The organism is Bacillus sp. S14(2024), assembly GCF_050473785.1.
GTDB classification, from domain to species: Bacteria; Bacillota; Bacilli; order Bacillales; family Bacillaceae_G; genus Bacillus_A; species Bacillus_A yunxiaonensis.
In genome coordinates this window covers 3,199,922-3,216,427 of the sequence record NZ_JBFLUP010000006.1, presented here as the reverse complement: position 1 = coordinate 3,216,427, position 16,506 = coordinate 3,199,922, and the positions used below count along the sequence as shown (strand labels likewise).

Below are 16,506 nucleotides of genomic sequence, written 5' to 3'. Positions count from 1 at the left end.
TCAACAAGCAATGATATAAAAATGAAGAAATACAATGATTCAGGAATTTTCATAAAACTTCTGTTTTTGTATGGTATAATTTTCATATTTTGTAAATTCATGAGGAAATTCACGGATTTTTGAACAAACTCTGAAAGACTGAACAGAAAAAGATAGAAAGGATTTAAGCGATGGGACAATTTCAAAGTAATTTTCAAACGGCAGAACAAATCGCAACGCAAATGGGGACAGCTGCCGATACGATTCAAAGTGCCGCAAATAGATCCATAACCAAGTCGGAACGTACAACGTTAACCGTTAACTCCAAAGCACAAGAAGCAAATCAACAAGCTTTACATTTAACTAAACAATTTTATGACGCCTTTCAACAGGGAATCAATAACATTCATTCTGTAGTGAAAGAATTTGAGCGAATGGATAACGAACTCTACAAAAATTTTAATCAATCTTCTTTCATGAAAAATCCTTTCGCTGATACGGTAACCTATGCAAACGCAAAAAAGTAGGAGGAAAAGATGAGTCAAGCAATTGAACAAAAAATCAATGAATTGAATCGTAATTTAATAACTATCTCCGAAAAACAATCTCAAAATCAACGCGCTATTCAAAAACAAGAACAAACGGAAGCAGATTTTTATGAATGGAAAGGTCGAAGCTATCGTTTGTTTAACCGCATATTAGAAACTTGGCATAACGATAGAGAACTAGGACAATTCTTTCATCATCTGCGTCAAGATGCCGGGCAAATCGAGCGAAAGCTTACCCACGAATTGGAAGATCAAAAAGAAGCGTTGCTAAAGGAGAAACAACACCTAAGTAATCTAGAAAATGACCTTCACCATCAACGTCAAAAATTAGCACAGGAGGTGAAGTCATGAGTTTAAACATGTATCTAGGAGAAGTACGAGCTCAATCGCAAAGTATGAATGCCATGTGTGTTGCAACGATTCAAGGCATGGAACAAGCCATCAATTCGATTGACGCTTTTGTCTTCGATTCTGTTTTACAAGGACAAACTTACGACAGTGCAAAAACATTCTTTGCACAAACCTTTCGTACTTTAGCGCAAGGGATTATTTACTTATGTGAAGAACTAATTCGTCAAAATGATGCCTTTCCGAATGACTTTCAATCACAAGTAGCCTCAACAGATGTCATCGAGCAAGAAATACGTGATCAAATTCGAGAGCTTGAGCAAGCAATAGCAGCGCTGGAAGCAATGAGCGAAGACATGCCGGGCGCGCAGGCGATTCTACAGATTTATTATACGATGCTACGAAAGCTTCAAGAAAAGTTGGAACATTTGTATGCATTCAATTATACTTCTAGTAGTAACTACGATACAGCACTCCAACTAGCTGCCAGTGTCGCGCAAGGTCTTGCGGAAGTTCAAGGCGGGAAAGGTTTCAGTGCCGCTAGCGGTACATTTAGTATACAAGAATTGAATATGGGATGGACGGCATCTATTCAAAAGATTACAGAGGATAAGGCTCGTGAAGCCCAAATCAAAAAAGTAATGGCTTTACAAGAACAAGAAGCTAATAGACCATGGTATGAAAAAACAGCTATCAGTACTTGGGAATCTATTAAAGAATTTTTTAAAGGTGCTGGCAGTGCAGCTTTAGAAAACGTTATTGGACTAGAACCACGTGATAATGATGAATTAGAAAGCAAGTTAACCTACCAAGCTGGAAGGCTTTTTGGAAATGTTGTAGCAGGAGCGGCATCCATTGTAGAAATTCTAGAAGGTCTTACCATCATAGGAGGCGCTAATTTTTTAACTCTAGTAGCGGAAGCAGGAACTGGTGGGTTAGCATCGCCAATTGCTATTCCATTGGACGCAGCTGCTACAACGGCTGGATTTGGTCTTATTTCACATGGTATCTATGTTGGAGGGAAGACATTCCAAAATAGTGTTGATACCCTTCAAAAGATCCAGTCTTCTTCGTCTTCTGGTGGGCGTGTTAATAAAGTTAAAGAGACTGATAGGCTTGATAAAGAAGGAAATGTTACTAAGGGTACGGGTAACACTCCTAAGATAACGGAAATAAAAGAGGGAGATCTTGGGAAGCATATTATTAAAGGGAAAAATGGAAGGAAAGAACTTGCGCCAAATGTACGCTATATTACTGAGGATGGTTATAAATATACAACAGATGAGCTTGGTAGAATAGTAGATGTTGAGGCAGAAGAATTAATACTTCAAAAAGGAAAACGAAATACAGGAATGCAGGTAGCAGCAGGACGAGAAGATAGGTTGCCTGATGATGATGGTGGTCACTTGATAGGAACACAATTTCATGGATCCGGTGACATTGATAATTTAGTCGCTCAAAATAAACAAATTAATCGTTCCGGTGGAGAATGGTATAGCATGGAGAAAGAATGGGCTAATGCTTTGAGTGAAATTCCACCGAAAAAAGTATATGTAAAGATTGAACCAGTTTATCAAGGAACTTCACTAAGACCAAATTATTTTGAGATAGTTTATGAAATAGAAGGAAAAGGGATATTTGAGAAGACGATTAGAAATCGCGCAGGAGGTTGATTAAAGTGGAAAAAGAAATGAATAAGTTGTATAGAGAAATAGCTGAAACAGTTAACGAAATGATTCCAGAAGAATGGGAGAAATTTTATTTTTATGCTCAGATATCGGAAACTGGGGGGGGAACTTACTTTTTTTATAATACACCTGAAAATAGACAATGCTTTAATTATAGTGTAAAAATTCCATTTAACTATGCTATTGATAAAGAAGAATTTAAAAAAAATAAAAGAAAGCTGTTTGAGTTGAGCGATGAATTAAGAAATGTTTTTAAAGATAATCAGCAAGAACTTTGGTACTCCTTTACAATGACTCTTGAGAGTAGTGGGAAATTTAAGATGCATTACGATTATACAAATTGGTTCGATACAGAATATAGTTTTAGTGACCAAATGATTATTTGGAAAAATAAATACTTAGGCGAAGTACCAAATGATGAAAATTATAAAGCGTTGATTGATAAGTATTATAGTGAATTTCCGAATAATCCTATTTAACTAAATAAAAGACAGAAAAATAATAGGCTGTTAAAAAGTATATACTTCATGATGGTTGTACCATCATGGAGTACTGTGTGCAATGATAGAATAGAAAACGAAGTACGAGCTTAGGCGAGATGATATTTTACGGGGCGACGAATATAAACACATGGATTGTATATTAAATTAACGAACTCGTACAAACTCGTAAGTTTTAACGTAGTAGTTGTCATGACATGTAAAAGGTGTCATACTGTTACTACAAAACTTACAAATTTATGCTACTTAAAAACATATGAACTTAAAGCACTTGATTGTCAATTAAAGGCAACAAGTGCTTTTTTGCGTTTTAGCGTAGAAATTTAACAGAGCAATATAATTTTATAAGTGCATTAAGTGTTAAATTTTTATTGTTGTTTTATAGGCTGTAGTGGCTATGTACAGTATACGACGATAGTAGAGGAAAAAATAAAAGGTTGTGTTATTTTTTGAAGTCATCGTAAAGTACGTTTTAACGGATGGACGTTATGCACACGTTATCCGCAAAAAACGGGTAAACGTTACAGGGACTCAAATTACTGTAACGGGAGGGGATTTATGATGGGAAAGAAAGTTTTTGGTTACATACGAGTTTCAACGGAAGGGCAAGTACGTGATGGGTATAGTTTAGCGTATCAAGTAGAAGAGATTGAACGTTACTGTAACGAAAATAATTTAGAACTACTTCGTGTGTATGAAGATAGAGGATTAAGCGGAGCGACTGTTGATGAAGATGGATTAACAGTTGAACGTGATGGATTACAAGAGTTATTGTCGGATATGGCGTATAAACAAGTAAGCTATGTTGTTGTGTTGAATACATCACGATTGTGGCGCTCTGATATGGCGAAAGTATTGATACAACGAGAACTAAAGAAACATGAAGTAGATGTGAAGGCAATTGAACAATCAAGCTATAGTATTTACACATATGATCCAAATGACTTTTTGGTGAATGGCATGTTAGAACTATTAGACCAATATCAACGACTTGAAATTGCATTGAAGTTAAGTAGAGGTAGAAAGAAGAAGGCTGAACGAGGTGGATATGCAGGTGGTGGCGTACTTTTTGGCTACAAGGCCAAAAAAGGACAAAAGGTGTTAGAAGTAGATGCTGGGAAAGCGGTAGTTGTACGTAGACTATTTGAGTTAAGACACGTTTTTAAAAATTGGTCACTTACCCAATTGGCAGAACAATTGAATGTAGAAGGCTACTGCACAGCGAAAGGTAAACAATTTACGAAAGTACAAGTAAAACGCATGTTAGATAGAGAGAATTTTTATCGTGGCATGTATAAATACGGGAAAATACAAACAAAAGGACAACATGCAGCAATTATTTTATAAATTCACTTAAAAAATTAGCTCATTTTACTATACATACTACTAGAGTGATGAAAAATGGATAGGCTTGCGTACCTATGCGCATCGGAAGATGAACGCTCGAACTAAGGTTGCCGACATTTTTATATATGACTAAATCATTGAATAGAGGGATGAGTTTATGCATAATAGACAGAACTATTTGTATGTAGGAGTAGATTTACATAAGGAGCATCATACGGCTGTTATGATTAATTGTTGGCAAGAGAAACTAGGAGAAATACAATTTGAGAATAAACCATCTGCATTTTCGAAGTTTTTATTAGAAGTAGAGACATATGTGAGTGATGGGGTATTAGTGGTATTTGGTTTAGAGGATGTTGGTGGTTACGGAAGAGCGTTAGCGAAATATTTAGTAGATCATGAACAAGTAGTGAAAGAAGTAAATCCAGCTTTATCATTTTTAGAGCGAAAAAGCCAAGTGATGATACAAAAAAATGATAGTTGGGATGCGGAATGTGTAGCACGCATATTGGTAAACAAATTTAATCAATTACCAGATGCAAAGCCAAACGATTTATTTTGGTCGATACAACAATTGGTTTCAAGAAGGAATGCATTAGTAAAAGCACAAAGTGCATTAAAGAACCAATTACATATTCAATTAAACCACCATTATCCAAGTTATAAAAAGTTTTTCTCAGAGTTAGATGGAAAAACAGCATTAGCGTTTTGGGAGCAATATCCGTCACCCTCTTGTTTAGAGGGTGTTAGTGTAAAACAATTAACGGCTTTTTTATTAGATGTTAGTCACAATACATGTTCGGTAAAGAAGGCAAGTGACATATTAAAGCTTGTAAAAGAAGATGGACAAACAATGAAAGAGTATCAAGAAACACGAGACTTTTTAGTAAGAAGTATTGTGAGGGACATTGTATTTAAAAAACAGGAAATGAAATACATCGAGAGAGAACTAAAACAGTTAATGAATGTATTAGATTATCAACTAGACACGATGCCGGGAATAGAACTTGTGACGGCATCAGCATTAATAGCTGAGATAGGAGATATAAGACGATTTCTAAATGCCAATAAATTAGCACGATTTGCAGGGATTGCGCCGGTTTACTTTGGTTCTGGTGGGAAAGGTAAGACACACAAAAGCAAACAAGGAAACAGGGCGCTACACGCTTTATTTTATAACTTAGCAGTACAGCAAGTGCAAGTAGCGAAAGGAAGTAAGTTACCTAGAAACCCAGTGTTTCATGCATACTATCAAAAGAAACTTAAAGAGGGAAAAACAAAAGGACAAGCATTGGTATGTATTATGAGAAGACTTGTAAACATTGTATATGGCATGATGAAATATAAAACAGCTTATGAGTTGCCGGAAGTACAAGAGAAGGAAGTAGTTTAATAAGGTTTTACAGGGTTTGTTTTTTTATTGTGAGGGTTTAAGATTACAACATAGGGTACGGGAGAAGGTAGTAAGATAGAGGATATATCTAAATTAACTACAGAAGATATCCCGACTGCAAAAAGTGGCAAATTTAATGATTTCTTTAATTCTCTTTCTAGTACAGAATTGGATGAATTATGGAAAGATAAAAAGATTAGAAAGAAAATTGAACGTCAGCTTAGAGAACCTGGTGGTTTACATGAATGGCATTTAGTATCAAGGGCTCCACAATTCAAGTTTTGGGATATAAGTGCTGAAAAAATTAAAGATTTAAGAACAGCAATATCTGATGTTAAATTTGTAAATCCTAAAGGCGTTCATGGAGGATTAGGTTCTACAAAAGCACATAATGAATTATTGGCAATTATTGATACATCAAATGACTATAACACATTTATTAGAAGACTTAATAATTGGGCTTACTATAGATTAGAGGGTGGAATTTCATCATTGCCAGAAGGATTAAGATTAAAATAGGAGTGTGTTATTTATGGAAAAGCAAGGAATGGTTTCAATATGGTTAGGTAATATTAAAACACAAAACCAGTTAGAGAAATACGTCAATTTAACATACGATGAAGACGGAGAGTCTGTACCTTCTAAATTTTTTGTAGATTTTAATATTGATATGGATGAAACAGATGAGGATTTTATTGAAAAAGCGGTATTAGAAGAAAAGAGTGATAATATCTCTGCTTTATTAGAGGGTTGTTCATATGAGGAGATTATACTACCTAAAATTAGAGGATATGTTAACTTAAATAAGTTATATAACGCTGTTATTTTAATTTACAATTTTGAGTACGAGAACCTAGTTAATTCTTTTGAGGATTTTGATTATATTACTTCTACTAGTTACTTACAATAGTAATCTCTAGATTGAAATTTGAATAAACCGTTGAATAGTGAAGAGCGTTAATCTTATATTAATTTGAAACCTTGATGGGCTATATGCCTCTCAAGGTTTTTATAATTTTATATTGAAATTAAAAGCTTATAGTAAAAAGAAAAGCGCACGGGATTGGTTACAATGACTTTATAAGTATTGTAACTACACTTACTACTCGATGTATACTTTACACAAGAAAATGAAAAAGCTCGTGGTGTTAAAGTTTAAATATACATTAGCACATATACGAATGGAAAATAAAGTATATGTGAAGCAGATAGAAAAAAATAAAAGGGTGTTTGAAAATATATACTCCATGATGGTTGTACCATCATGGAGTACTGTGTGCAATGATAGAATAGAAAACGAAGTACGAGCTTAGGCGAGATGACTTTTTACATGGCGATGAATATAAACACATGGAATGTATATTAAACTAACGAACTCGTACAAACTAGTAAGTTTTAACGTAGTAGTTGTCACGACATATAAAAGGTGTCATACTGTTACAATAAAACTTACAAATTTAATGTTACTTAAAAATATATGAACTTAAAGCGCTTGATTGTCTACGAAAGGCAACAAGTGCTTTTTTGCGTTTTAGGATAGAAATGATTAGACACATTATAATTTTATAAGTGCGCTAAGTATTAAATTTTTATAGATTGTAATGGTTGTGAACAGTGTATGACGATAGTAGAGGGAAAAATAAAGGGTTGTGTTATTTTTTGAAGTCATCGTAAAGTACGTTTTAACGGATTTACGTTACGAACACGTTATCCGCAAAAAACGGGTAAATGTTACAGGGATTGTAATTGCTGTAACGGGAAGGACTCAATATGAAAGAGAAAGTAGTTGGTTATGTACGTGTTTCAACAGAAGGACAAGTGCGTGAAGGGTACAGCCTAACGTATCAAGTAGAAGAAATTGAACGGTACTGTAACGAAAATGAACTACAACTGCTTCACATATACGAAGATAAAGGAACTAGCGGAGCAACAGTAGATGAAGATGGATTAACAGTTGAACGTGAAGGTCTACAAGAGCTATTGTCGGATATGGCATATCATCAAGTGGGCAAAGTTATTGTACTCAATACATCTCGCTTATGGCGCTCAGACATGGCAAAAGTGTTAATACAACGAGAACTAAAGAAACATGGGGTAGATGTAAAAGCAATTGAACAACCAAATTATAGTATATACACACATGACCCAAATGATTTTTTAGTGAATGGAATGTTAGAACTATTAGACCAATACCAACGTCTCGAGATTGCGTTAAAACTGAGTAGAGGTAGAAAGAAAAAAGCGGAACAAGGTGGATATGCAGGTGGTGGTGTATTGTTTGGCTACAAGGCAACAAAAGGACAAAAGGTGTTAGAAGTAGATGGTGAGAAAGCAGTAGTTGTACGTAGACTATTTGAATTACGACACTTTTTTAAACATTGGTCACTTACGCAATTGGCAGAACAATTGAATGTGGAAGGCTACTGCACAGCGAAAGGTAAACAATTTACGAAAGTACAAGTGAAACGCATGTTAGATAGAGAGAATTTTTATCGTGGCATGTATAAATACGGGGAAATACAAACAAATGGAAAACATGCAGCAATTATTTCATAAACTCACTTAAAAAATTAGCTCATTTTACTATACATACTACTAGAGTGATGAAAAATGGATAGGCTTGCGTACCTATGCGCATCGGAAGATGAACGCTCGAACTAAGGTTGCCGACATTTTTATATGACTAAATAATTGAATAGAGGGATGAGTTATGCATAATAGGCAGAACTATTTGTATGTAGGAGTAGATTTACATAAGCAGCATCATACGGCTGTTATTATTAATTGTTGGCAAGAGAAACTAGGAGAAATACAATTTGAGAATAAACCATCTGCATTTTCGAAGTTTTTATTAGAAGTAGAGACATATGTGTGTGATGGGATAACTGTTGTATTTGGTTTAGAAGATGTTGGTGGTTACGGAAGAGCATTAGCGAAATATTTAGTAGAACATGAGAGAGTTGTAAAAGAAGTAAATCCAGCTTTATCATTTTTAGAACGAAAAAGTGAGGTAATGATTAAAAAGAACGATAGCTGGGATGCGGAATGTGTAGCACGCATATTGGTAAACAAATTTAATCAATTACCAGATGCAAAGCCAAACGATTTATTTTGGTCGATACAACAACTGGTTTCAAGAAGAAATGCATTAGTAAAAGCACAAGCTGCTTTGAAAAATCAACTACATATTCAATTAAATCACCATTATCCAAGCTATAAAAAGTTTTTCTCAGAGTTAGATGGAAAAACAGCATTAGCGTTTTGGAAGCAATATCCGTCACCGTCTTGTTTAGAGGGTGTTAGTGTAAAACAATTAACGGCTTTTTTATTAGATGTTAGTCACAATACATGTTCGGTAAAGAAAGCAAGTGACATATTAAAGCTTGTAAAAGAAGATGGACAAACAATGAAAGAGTATCAAGAGACACGAGACTTTTTAGTAAGAAGTATTGTGAGGGACATTGTATTTAAAAAACAGGAAATGAAATACATTGAGAGAGAACTAAAACAGTTAATGAATGTATTAGATTATCAACTAGACACGATGCCGGGAATAGAACTTGTGACGGCATCAGCATTAATAGCTGAGATAGGAGATATAAGGCGATTTCTAAATGCCAATAAATTAGCACGATTTGCGGGGATTGCGCCTGTTTACTTTGGTTCTGGTGGGAAAGGTAAGACACATAAAAGTAAACAAGGAAACAGGGCGCTACACGCTTTATTTTATAATTTAGCTGTACAGCAAGTGCAAGTAGCAAAAGGAAGTAAGATGCCAAGAAACCCAGTGTTTCATGCATACTATCAAAAGAAACTAAAAGAAGGAAAAACAAAAGGACAGGCTTTGGTGTGTATTATGAGAAGGCTTGTGAACATTATATATGGGATGATGAAATATAAAACAGCTTATGAATTGCCGGTAGTAGAAGAAAAAGAAGTAGTTTAATAAGGTTTTGCATGGTTTGTTTTTTATTGTGAGGGTTTAAGATTACAACATAGGGTACGGGTGAAATACAGACAGGATATGTTAAGTTTATGGGGAATAACAAAAATGGTAAAGCAAAGTTTGAATTTGTAGGTACTAATAATAATGGTCACATTACTATTTATCATAATCAAAGTGGAAAAAAGATTTGGAAAACCCTTAACGGCGAAAATATTCCAGTAATTAATCCGGCAGAGTAGGAAGAGGGGTGTTAAATGTGATATATATGGCTCTTGTGAAAGGATTAGACTCACAAATTGAGGAAGAAGTGACCCTTGAAATAGAAGGTGTTGAATTTACAGGATTTTCTTTTATTTGTCCCTATAAAATTGAATTAGGGAAAAGTTATCCTGTATCATTAGGATTTACTATTTTAGATGAGTTAATGATCCGTGAAATTCAAGAAGACAAGAAAGAATTAGAGCGTATTGGTTTGGGGTATGAATATTATATTAGGGGTTTTTTACAGGAGGATTCAATTGATGCAGGGTTAGTTCTAACTGATGAGGATGAGTATTTTTCAGATTATCCTGAATTGATGGAGAAAAATGTTGAGATGAGAGTTGACAGAATTAGCATAGAATTTTTAAGGAGAACAACCATGAAAATTTGGCAGTTAAGAAGTTTATTTGATAACTATAAATCTTTTCAGCTATTAAATTTGGAAGAAGACCGCAAAAAATATTTTGATGGGAAAATTGATTTGGCAATAAGATTATCGGATTTTTGGGGAGATATATTGGTTGAATGTGTAGAAGGAGATAATCAAAGTGATTGCCCTATGTTTTGGGGAGAACTCGGGACACCGATGGTTAGTAAGAAAGCAAAACAAGTATTAGAGCCCCTAATTTATAATAAGGTCGAATTTCTCCCGCTAATCCATGATGTTACGGGGGAAGTATATTACTTAATAAATGTTTTAAATACAATTGATGCAATTGACTATAATAAAGCAGTTTTTGAAAAACTAAGTACAGGATTAATAATAGGTTTCGAAAAATATGCATTTTTACCTAATATAGTTGAGAGCCAAATGATATTTAAAACCTATTTAAATCAAACACTACACTCTTCTACTGTTTTAGTATCTGATGAATTTAGAAATATAGTATTAGAAAGTGATTTAAAAGGTTTTGAATTTGTTGAGGTGTGGGATTCAGAATTGAATATGTAGGGTATAGGAAAGAAAGTTGATTTAGAAATAGAAACATTATAAGAGGAGAGAGTGCTTGTATTTATGACATGCACTCTTTTTGTGTGCGTTGCATGTGTACATTCTCTAGGGTTCAAGCTCTGAAAACAGCAATTAGCTCAAGGCAAGAGTGTCCGTGGTGATGTATAATCCAGGTTACGATACAGCACTCCAACTAGCTGCCAGTGTCGCGCAAGGTCTTGCGGAAGTTCAAGGCGGGAAAGGTTTCAGTGCCGCTAGCGGTACATTTAGTATACAAGAATTGAATATGGGATGGACGGCATCTATTCAAAAGATTACAGAGGATAAGGCTCGTGAAGTTGATAAATTAGCTTTCATGTCATCTTCTGCGAAATATGTGAAACCCTTTGAAGGAGGATACAAAATTTTTGTAGGTTCAGCAGAATGGAAAACAGATGGGCGTCTTGGAGGAAAAGCAGAAGGAAATTTAATCGAAGGAAAATACGCTATTTCAAAAGGTAATGAGTTTTCATTTAAAGCTGGTCATGGGGAAGTTGATTTAAACGCCCCTTATAATTTTAATACAATAAAAGAAGATTTTTTTACAGGAAACATCATTGGAGGTAAGGTAGGGATTACAGGCTTAGAAAACTCCATTTCAACTAATATTATATATAATACTGAGATGCAGGTAACGCAGAAATTCCTAGATGGTTCTTTAGCTTACGGAATCGAGGATTACACATTTAAAGATGATGCAGAGTTAACGATTCATAAATACGAATTAGCCTTAAAGAAGATTGATATTCCTGATTTTATTCCTTTTATCGGTGAATATGATATTGAAATACGAGGCGAATTTGGAATAGGGACATTCGGTTACAAATTACGTGCGGGTCGAGAAACTGGTGTATATGTTGGCGGTGGAAAAGTTGGTGGTGGGATATTTGCTAAATTTACTAAACCGGGGGAAGAATAAACATGTTTAAACATGCAAGAATTATTAAAATTGTTGGGTTTTCAGTTTTACTAATATTTAGCCTTTTTGCTCCTTATGGATGGGGGGAAAAGTTAGCTCTTATTGCTTTTGTGCTTATACTAGCCTTCTTATCTTTTGGCACTACAAATTTACTAGAATATATAACTAGTAAATTAAAAAGGAATGGAGATAACTAGTTTGCTAAAACAAGGAAGAATTTTAATTGTTCTAGGTGTATTACCACCAATTGTTATAATATTACTTTCTACGAGTACTATTATAGAGAAATTATTAGCAATCCTAATTATCCTTTGCATAGGAGCATTCACTTTTTGTGCTTCAATACTAGTGGAACGGTTTTATAAAAAGAGAAAGGAGAATAAATAAATGAAACTATTACCTATCGGCTCAGTTGTTAAACTTGAAGGCATAGAACCAATCATTATGATTATTGTAAGAATGATTGGTTCAGCAGATAAACGTGATTTTGATTATGTAGGTGTACCTTATCTTGTTGGTTATTTAGGTGATGAAAAAGTATTGTGCTTTAATCATGATAAAATTATAGAGGAATTACATAGAGGTTATATGACTGAAAGTGAATTGACACTACGTGAGAAATTAGTAGAAATGTAAAAATAAAGAACCGTATTGAACACCTTGGATGAATTCTGAGGTGTTTTTGTGTTATGTCATAATATAAGAGAACGTTTATTAAATGGAGACTTAAAATTAAATAAACCAAAATAATCAAATGGTTTTTAAGGAGAATAAAATGAAAATATGGGAATTAAGAGGTTTTGTCGATAACTATGAAGCTTTCAATTATTAAATTTCGATCAAAATCATGAAAAATATTTTGATGGGAAATTTGATTTGGCAGAAAAATTATCTAATTCATGGGGAGAAATACTTATTGAATGTGTGGAAGAAGGTAATCGAAGTGACTGTCCGCATTTTTGGGAAAGAAATGGTGTATTGCTTGTTAGTGAAAAAGCAAAAAGTGTTTTAGAACCTTTAATAGGAAATAATATTGAATTTCTTCCTTTGGTTCATAACGTTACAAACGAATGCTATTATGCAATTAATGTTTTAAAACAGTTAGATGCAATAGATAACACCAAAACTGTTTTTAAAAAACTAAGAAGCGGTCTAATAGTTGGTTGCGAAAAATATTCATTCATCCCCCATATTGTAGAAAATGAGAATATTTTCAAAGTATTTTTAAATAAACATGTTTATTCAATTTCAGTGTTTGTAATAGATGATACTTTCTTTATCACCTTTCTTCTTCAACTAACGGGTTGGGTTCGGTGAAGAAGAATCTGTAAAATATTGTGTATTAATAAATGTATGAGAATTAACCTATTCAAAAAAGTAAACCTTTACGGATGAAAAAATCTAATAGCACTCCGTTCCCTGCATGTTCAACAATCGGGCGCTTTAATGGAATAAAAGGAGAGCATATATTAGTCATGTATAATATGTGCTTTCCTTTATTTTTAGGGATTTTTATAATTTAGGTCTTGATAATCAATAAAACAATTTTATTGTCACATACATTACCATCGATGCCACACCTCGTTGAGCCACATTATTACAGATCTATTGATTTAGTTGAGATGGACTCACTTTTTGAATTTGAACAAGTATGTCAAACGATTTACCTAATGATATATCAACAGTTTTCGGTATGTCAGGGCCTTCGGAAGTTATTCCAGAAAAAAATGGATGTGGCTCGTTTAACCAAGCTTTTGTCATTCCGTTTGCCTTACGTAAATCAATCAAAAATTGGTCGTTTTTGACTTGTCCCAAGGTGTAGTTATAACTGTTTGGGTCATCTGATTTTACTGTTCCATATGGGCCGAATTCACGGTTACTATTATAAACATTATATCGTCCTTCACAAACGGATGTTCCAATAGATACATACTGTTTTCCATAATGTTCTGCTAAATGTTGTCCAGCTGCTTTAGGATATATAAAAGGTAACATATTTGTTTTCGAAACGTGTCCATTATGTGCCCATACAATTGTTTTTCCTAAATGTTCTTCTGTCCACTTCGCATTTTCATACATTGCAATATCATGCTTCAAAAAAAGGTCTGACGGGTTATCAGGCAATGCTGCTGCCATTGTAGTAAACTGCTCGATAATACGGGCATTTTGTTTTATCCATGCGAACTCTTTGGAGCTTTCATTTAGATTACTTTTATTTTGTTCTAATAAAGCACTGATTTGTTTAGCATCTGAAATATATTTTTCTTTATCTTCTTCCGTAAGGCTGCCAATGATAGAAATATCCTTTGTTACAGGAATAAGGCCTTTTATCTTCTCTTCTAAACTAGGCACAAGATTTGGATTATTTTTTTTTACATATTCTATTATATTATCATAAACATTTCTGTTTACTGATTGTATATCCATCCCAATGACACGCACTTTGGATTTATGTTTTGGATTAGCATTATATTGACGTATCCAATTGACGAGATTTAATATTTCTTTCGTGTTAAATACAGATGATAGATGTTGGCTAGGATCCCCTTTTCCGGTAAGAACATAACGATCTAGTTCTAAAGCTTTGTCCCATCCCTCTTCTAAAACTAAGTTGGTAAAGCTTTTTTCAGATACTAAATAATTAACAATGCGATGTTTCATTGTAAAAACTTCATGAGCCCCATGCGTAGCTTCACCTAAGCCTACGATTGAAGCTGATCCTACCATCTCCTTAAGGGGTTTTAAATCATTAAGAGATGCAGTTGGATTAGTTGTTTTTAAAGGCTTTGCATGCTCTTTTAACCATTTGGCTATTGGATTAGTGTTGTAGGGCATTGTAACAGAAACCTCTGTATTTGAAGTTGCATAAGTATTTTCTGTAAAATTAGTCAGTGATATAGTAGCAGCGGGAATTATAGTAGTCATTTTTTTCATAAAAACCTCCTAAAATGCTTATTTATTAGTTTTTTGACATGTTCTAAGAGCATCCGTTTGAATCATTAATTTTCTTCTCACAAATTTATTCTATTTCCTAAAACTCACTTATTTCTTAATAGATTCTTAAAAAATCCTTAATTTACTCATGCCAATACAAAAAACCAAAATAACTTGCCACCCAAAAATACAGGAAGCAGGTTATTTTGGTTTTCATTTTTATATAAAGGACAAGAAAGTTATAAAGATCTTGATTTTTAATAAATTACGACGATATACTGTTTTGTTTTTTCAGCGGCATGTTTTTTCCATAGGTACCAAGACGCCAAATATATTCAAGTGGCCCATACTGATAACGAGATAGCCACCAGCGGCTGATAAAGATTTGAATCATATAGAAGCCAATACAGAATAGTGTGCCGCCCCATAGTGGGAATGTGATATTTGCTTGAAATAATAAGCCAAATACTAATAAGGTTACAATAGTTTGCGAAATATAGTTTGTTAATGCCATGCGGCCAACATATTGAAAGGGCCGGAATACTTTTTGCCATTTTGCATGCTGCAATAGACGCATAAGTGTGAGAATGTAAAAGATGAATAATGTTTTTCCGCTTAACGTAATAAAGGCAATCATCTTCAACGGTACGTATGAATCGTTCATATTAAAATAGACAACCATAATCCCCCATGTTGGCAAGGTGGCGATGAAGGTAATGATTTGCCATTTCTTTAGCTTTGTATCAATTTCTTTTCCGCGGTGGAAAATTTCTTTTTTGCCGGCATATAGACCGAGTAAAAAGAGACCAACTGTTTCCGGTAGCGTCATAAGAGAAATAGCTTCAGAGTAAAAAGAAGTAAAGCGTTCTTGAATTTGCAAGGTCCAATCTTGTAATGGAACAACTGGAGCGGAAAAATCCCCAAGCTGTTCAGATGGAACGACTAGCATCGTTAAACTAGCAAGCAACATAATGAATTCCCATATACTTAACAAAATAATCGACCAAATCAGTAAAGTTTTTGGTTGTCTTTTATAAAATAAAAGGAGAATGAATCCGCTAATCGCATAATTATGTAAAATATCGCCATCCCAAAGTAACACATAATGTAAAAATCCAAACAATAATAAAATGAATAGTCTACGTATAAATAATATTTTTGGACGATGTACTTTCTCTTCGGCTCGTGTCATAAAAATATAAAAACCAAGGCCAAACAAAAAGGAGAAAATTGTGTAAAATTTTGTTTGGACAAACATATCATAAAATAGTCGAATATAACGATCCAACCCTTCGTAAACACCTGTTAAATCTCTTGATTCAATGCCAGCTAATACTGGCCAGTTTACAAGGAAAATACCAAAAATTGCAACCCCTCGTATCATATCAATAGAATGAATCCTTTCATTTTGTGAGATACTTTGTGTCATACTTCATCTCCTTTTCTTTTTATCCCGCTATTCGCGGGCAGTAAGACCTCACCTCAAGATTCAGAGAAAAGCGAAGAAGATAGGTGGGGGAGAACTGCCCGTAAAAGCCCGATCAGCGAGAGCTTTCCATCAGTGGGGGATGAAGCCCCCCACTGATGGAAGTTTTCTTTATCACTTTTAGTATATACGGTGTGAAAAGAAGGGGATATATATTTCCAGTTTT

At 34.2% G+C, this 16,506-nt stretch carries 15 protein-coding genes and 3 pseudogenes; 16 read left to right on the top strand and 2 right to left on the bottom strand.

Translation table 11 applies throughout. From position 1 onward, the window contains the following. Window positions 1-170 precede the first annotated feature (170 nt). The 16 genes and pseudogenes from AB1279_RS16390 to AB1279_RS16315 all read left to right on the top strand — a co-directional run. Window positions 171-440: pseudogene (locus AB1279_RS16390) on the top strand (TIGR04197 family type VII secretion effector); the annotation flags it as partial. Between the two features lie 75 nt (window positions 441-515). Continuing rightward, window positions 516-878: a DUF3958 family protein gene (locus AB1279_RS16385; RefSeq protein ID WP_429759910.1), complete on the top strand. Its 363-nt coding sequence runs from the start codon at window positions 516-518 to the stop codon at window positions 876-878. Then, complete coding sequence (locus tag AB1279_RS16380; RefSeq protein WP_429759908.1) at window positions 875-2,548, top strand: DNA/RNA non-specific endonuclease; 1,674 nt, start codon at window positions 875-877, stop codon at window positions 2,546-2,548. The genes AB1279_RS16385 and AB1279_RS16380 overlap by 4 nt, the downstream gene beginning before the upstream one ends. A gap of 5 nt (window positions 2,549-2,553) precedes the next feature. Then, entirely contained in the window at window positions 2,554-3,042 is a 489-nt protein-coding gene (locus tag AB1279_RS16375; protein WP_242141979.1) for an antitoxin YezG family protein, read from the top strand. Between the two features lie 582 nt (window positions 3,043-3,624). Next, window positions 3,625-4,410, top strand: coding sequence for a recombinase family protein (locus tag AB1279_RS16370; RefSeq protein WP_429761449.1), 786 nt, complete (start codon window positions 3,625-3,627; stop codon window positions 4,408-4,410). A gap of 157 nt (window positions 4,411-4,567) precedes the next feature. Continuing rightward, on the top strand, window positions 4,568-5,803 hold the full coding sequence (locus AB1279_RS16365) for an IS110 family transposase (RefSeq protein ID WP_429759907.1): 1,236 nt from the start codon (window positions 4,568-4,570) through the stop codon (window positions 5,801-5,803). A gap of 168 nt (window positions 5,804-5,971) precedes the next feature. Next, window positions 5,972-6,322, top strand: a complete 351-nt coding sequence (locus tag AB1279_RS16360) for a hypothetical protein (RefSeq protein WP_429759905.1) — start codon at window positions 5,972-5,974, stop codon at window positions 6,320-6,322. A gap of 13 nt (window positions 6,323-6,335) precedes the next feature. Beyond that, the gene (locus tag AB1279_RS16355; RefSeq protein WP_242141989.1) at window positions 6,336-6,713 is read left to right on the top strand and encodes an immunity 22 family protein; all 378 of its coding nucleotides are present in this window, start codon (window positions 6,336-6,338) and stop codon (window positions 6,711-6,713) included. A gap of 860 nt (window positions 6,714-7,573) precedes the next feature. After that, window positions 7,574-8,359 (top strand): recombinase family protein, encoded by a 786-nt coding sequence (locus AB1279_RS16350; protein WP_429759904.1) that lies wholly within the window; start codon window positions 7,574-7,576, stop codon window positions 8,357-8,359. Between the two features lie 154 nt (window positions 8,360-8,513). Further along, window positions 8,514-9,749 carry an IS110 family transposase gene (locus AB1279_RS16345; protein WP_429759902.1) on the top strand — a complete coding sequence of 412 codons (1,236 nt, stop codon included), beginning with the start codon at window positions 8,514-8,516 and terminating at the stop codon, window positions 9,747-9,749. A gap of 89 nt (window positions 9,750-9,838) precedes the next feature. Then, a complete protein-coding gene (locus tag AB1279_RS16340; protein WP_429759901.1) occupies window positions 9,839-9,988 on the top strand; it encodes a hypothetical protein in 150 nt (49 codons plus the stop codon). A gap of 401 nt (window positions 9,989-10,389) precedes the next feature. Continuing rightward, window positions 10,390-10,962 (top strand): imm11 family protein, encoded by a 573-nt coding sequence (locus AB1279_RS16335; protein WP_429761448.1) that lies wholly within the window; start codon window positions 10,390-10,392, stop codon window positions 10,960-10,962. Window positions 10,963-11,137: 175 nt separating this feature from the next. Beyond that, window positions 11,138-11,299, top strand: a pseudogene (locus AB1279_RS16330) (pre-toxin TG domain-containing protein); the annotation flags it as partial. 623 nt (window positions 11,300-11,922) lie between these two features. Further along, window positions 11,923-12,117, top strand: a complete 195-nt coding sequence (locus tag AB1279_RS16325) for a hypothetical protein (protein WP_429759900.1) — start codon at window positions 11,923-11,925, stop codon at window positions 12,115-12,117. A gap of 190 nt (window positions 12,118-12,307) precedes the next feature. Next, window positions 12,308-12,556 carry a DUF4176 domain-containing protein gene (locus tag AB1279_RS16320; protein WP_429759899.1) on the top strand — a complete coding sequence of 83 codons (249 nt, stop codon included), beginning with the start codon at window positions 12,308-12,310 and terminating at the stop codon, window positions 12,554-12,556. A 139-nt stretch (window positions 12,557-12,695) separates the two neighbouring features. Then, a pseudogene (locus tag AB1279_RS16315) lies at window positions 12,696-13,237 on the top strand (imm11 family protein). A gap of 288 nt (window positions 13,238-13,525) precedes the next feature. Here AB1279_RS16315 and AB1279_RS16310 read toward each other — a convergent pair. Both AB1279_RS16310 and AB1279_RS16305 read right to left on the bottom strand, forming a co-directional pair. Next, the gene (locus tag AB1279_RS16310) at window positions 13,526-14,854 is read right to left on the bottom strand and encodes an erythromycin esterase family protein (RefSeq protein ID WP_429759897.1); all 1,329 of its coding nucleotides are present in this window, start codon (window positions 14,852-14,854) and stop codon (window positions 13,526-13,528) included. A 265-nt stretch (window positions 14,855-15,119) separates the two neighbouring features. After that, window positions 15,120-16,283 (bottom strand): DUF418 domain-containing protein, encoded by a 1,164-nt coding sequence (locus AB1279_RS16305; RefSeq protein WP_429759896.1) that lies wholly within the window; start codon window positions 16,281-16,283, stop codon window positions 15,120-15,122. Window positions 16,284-16,506: the final 223 nt, after the last annotated feature.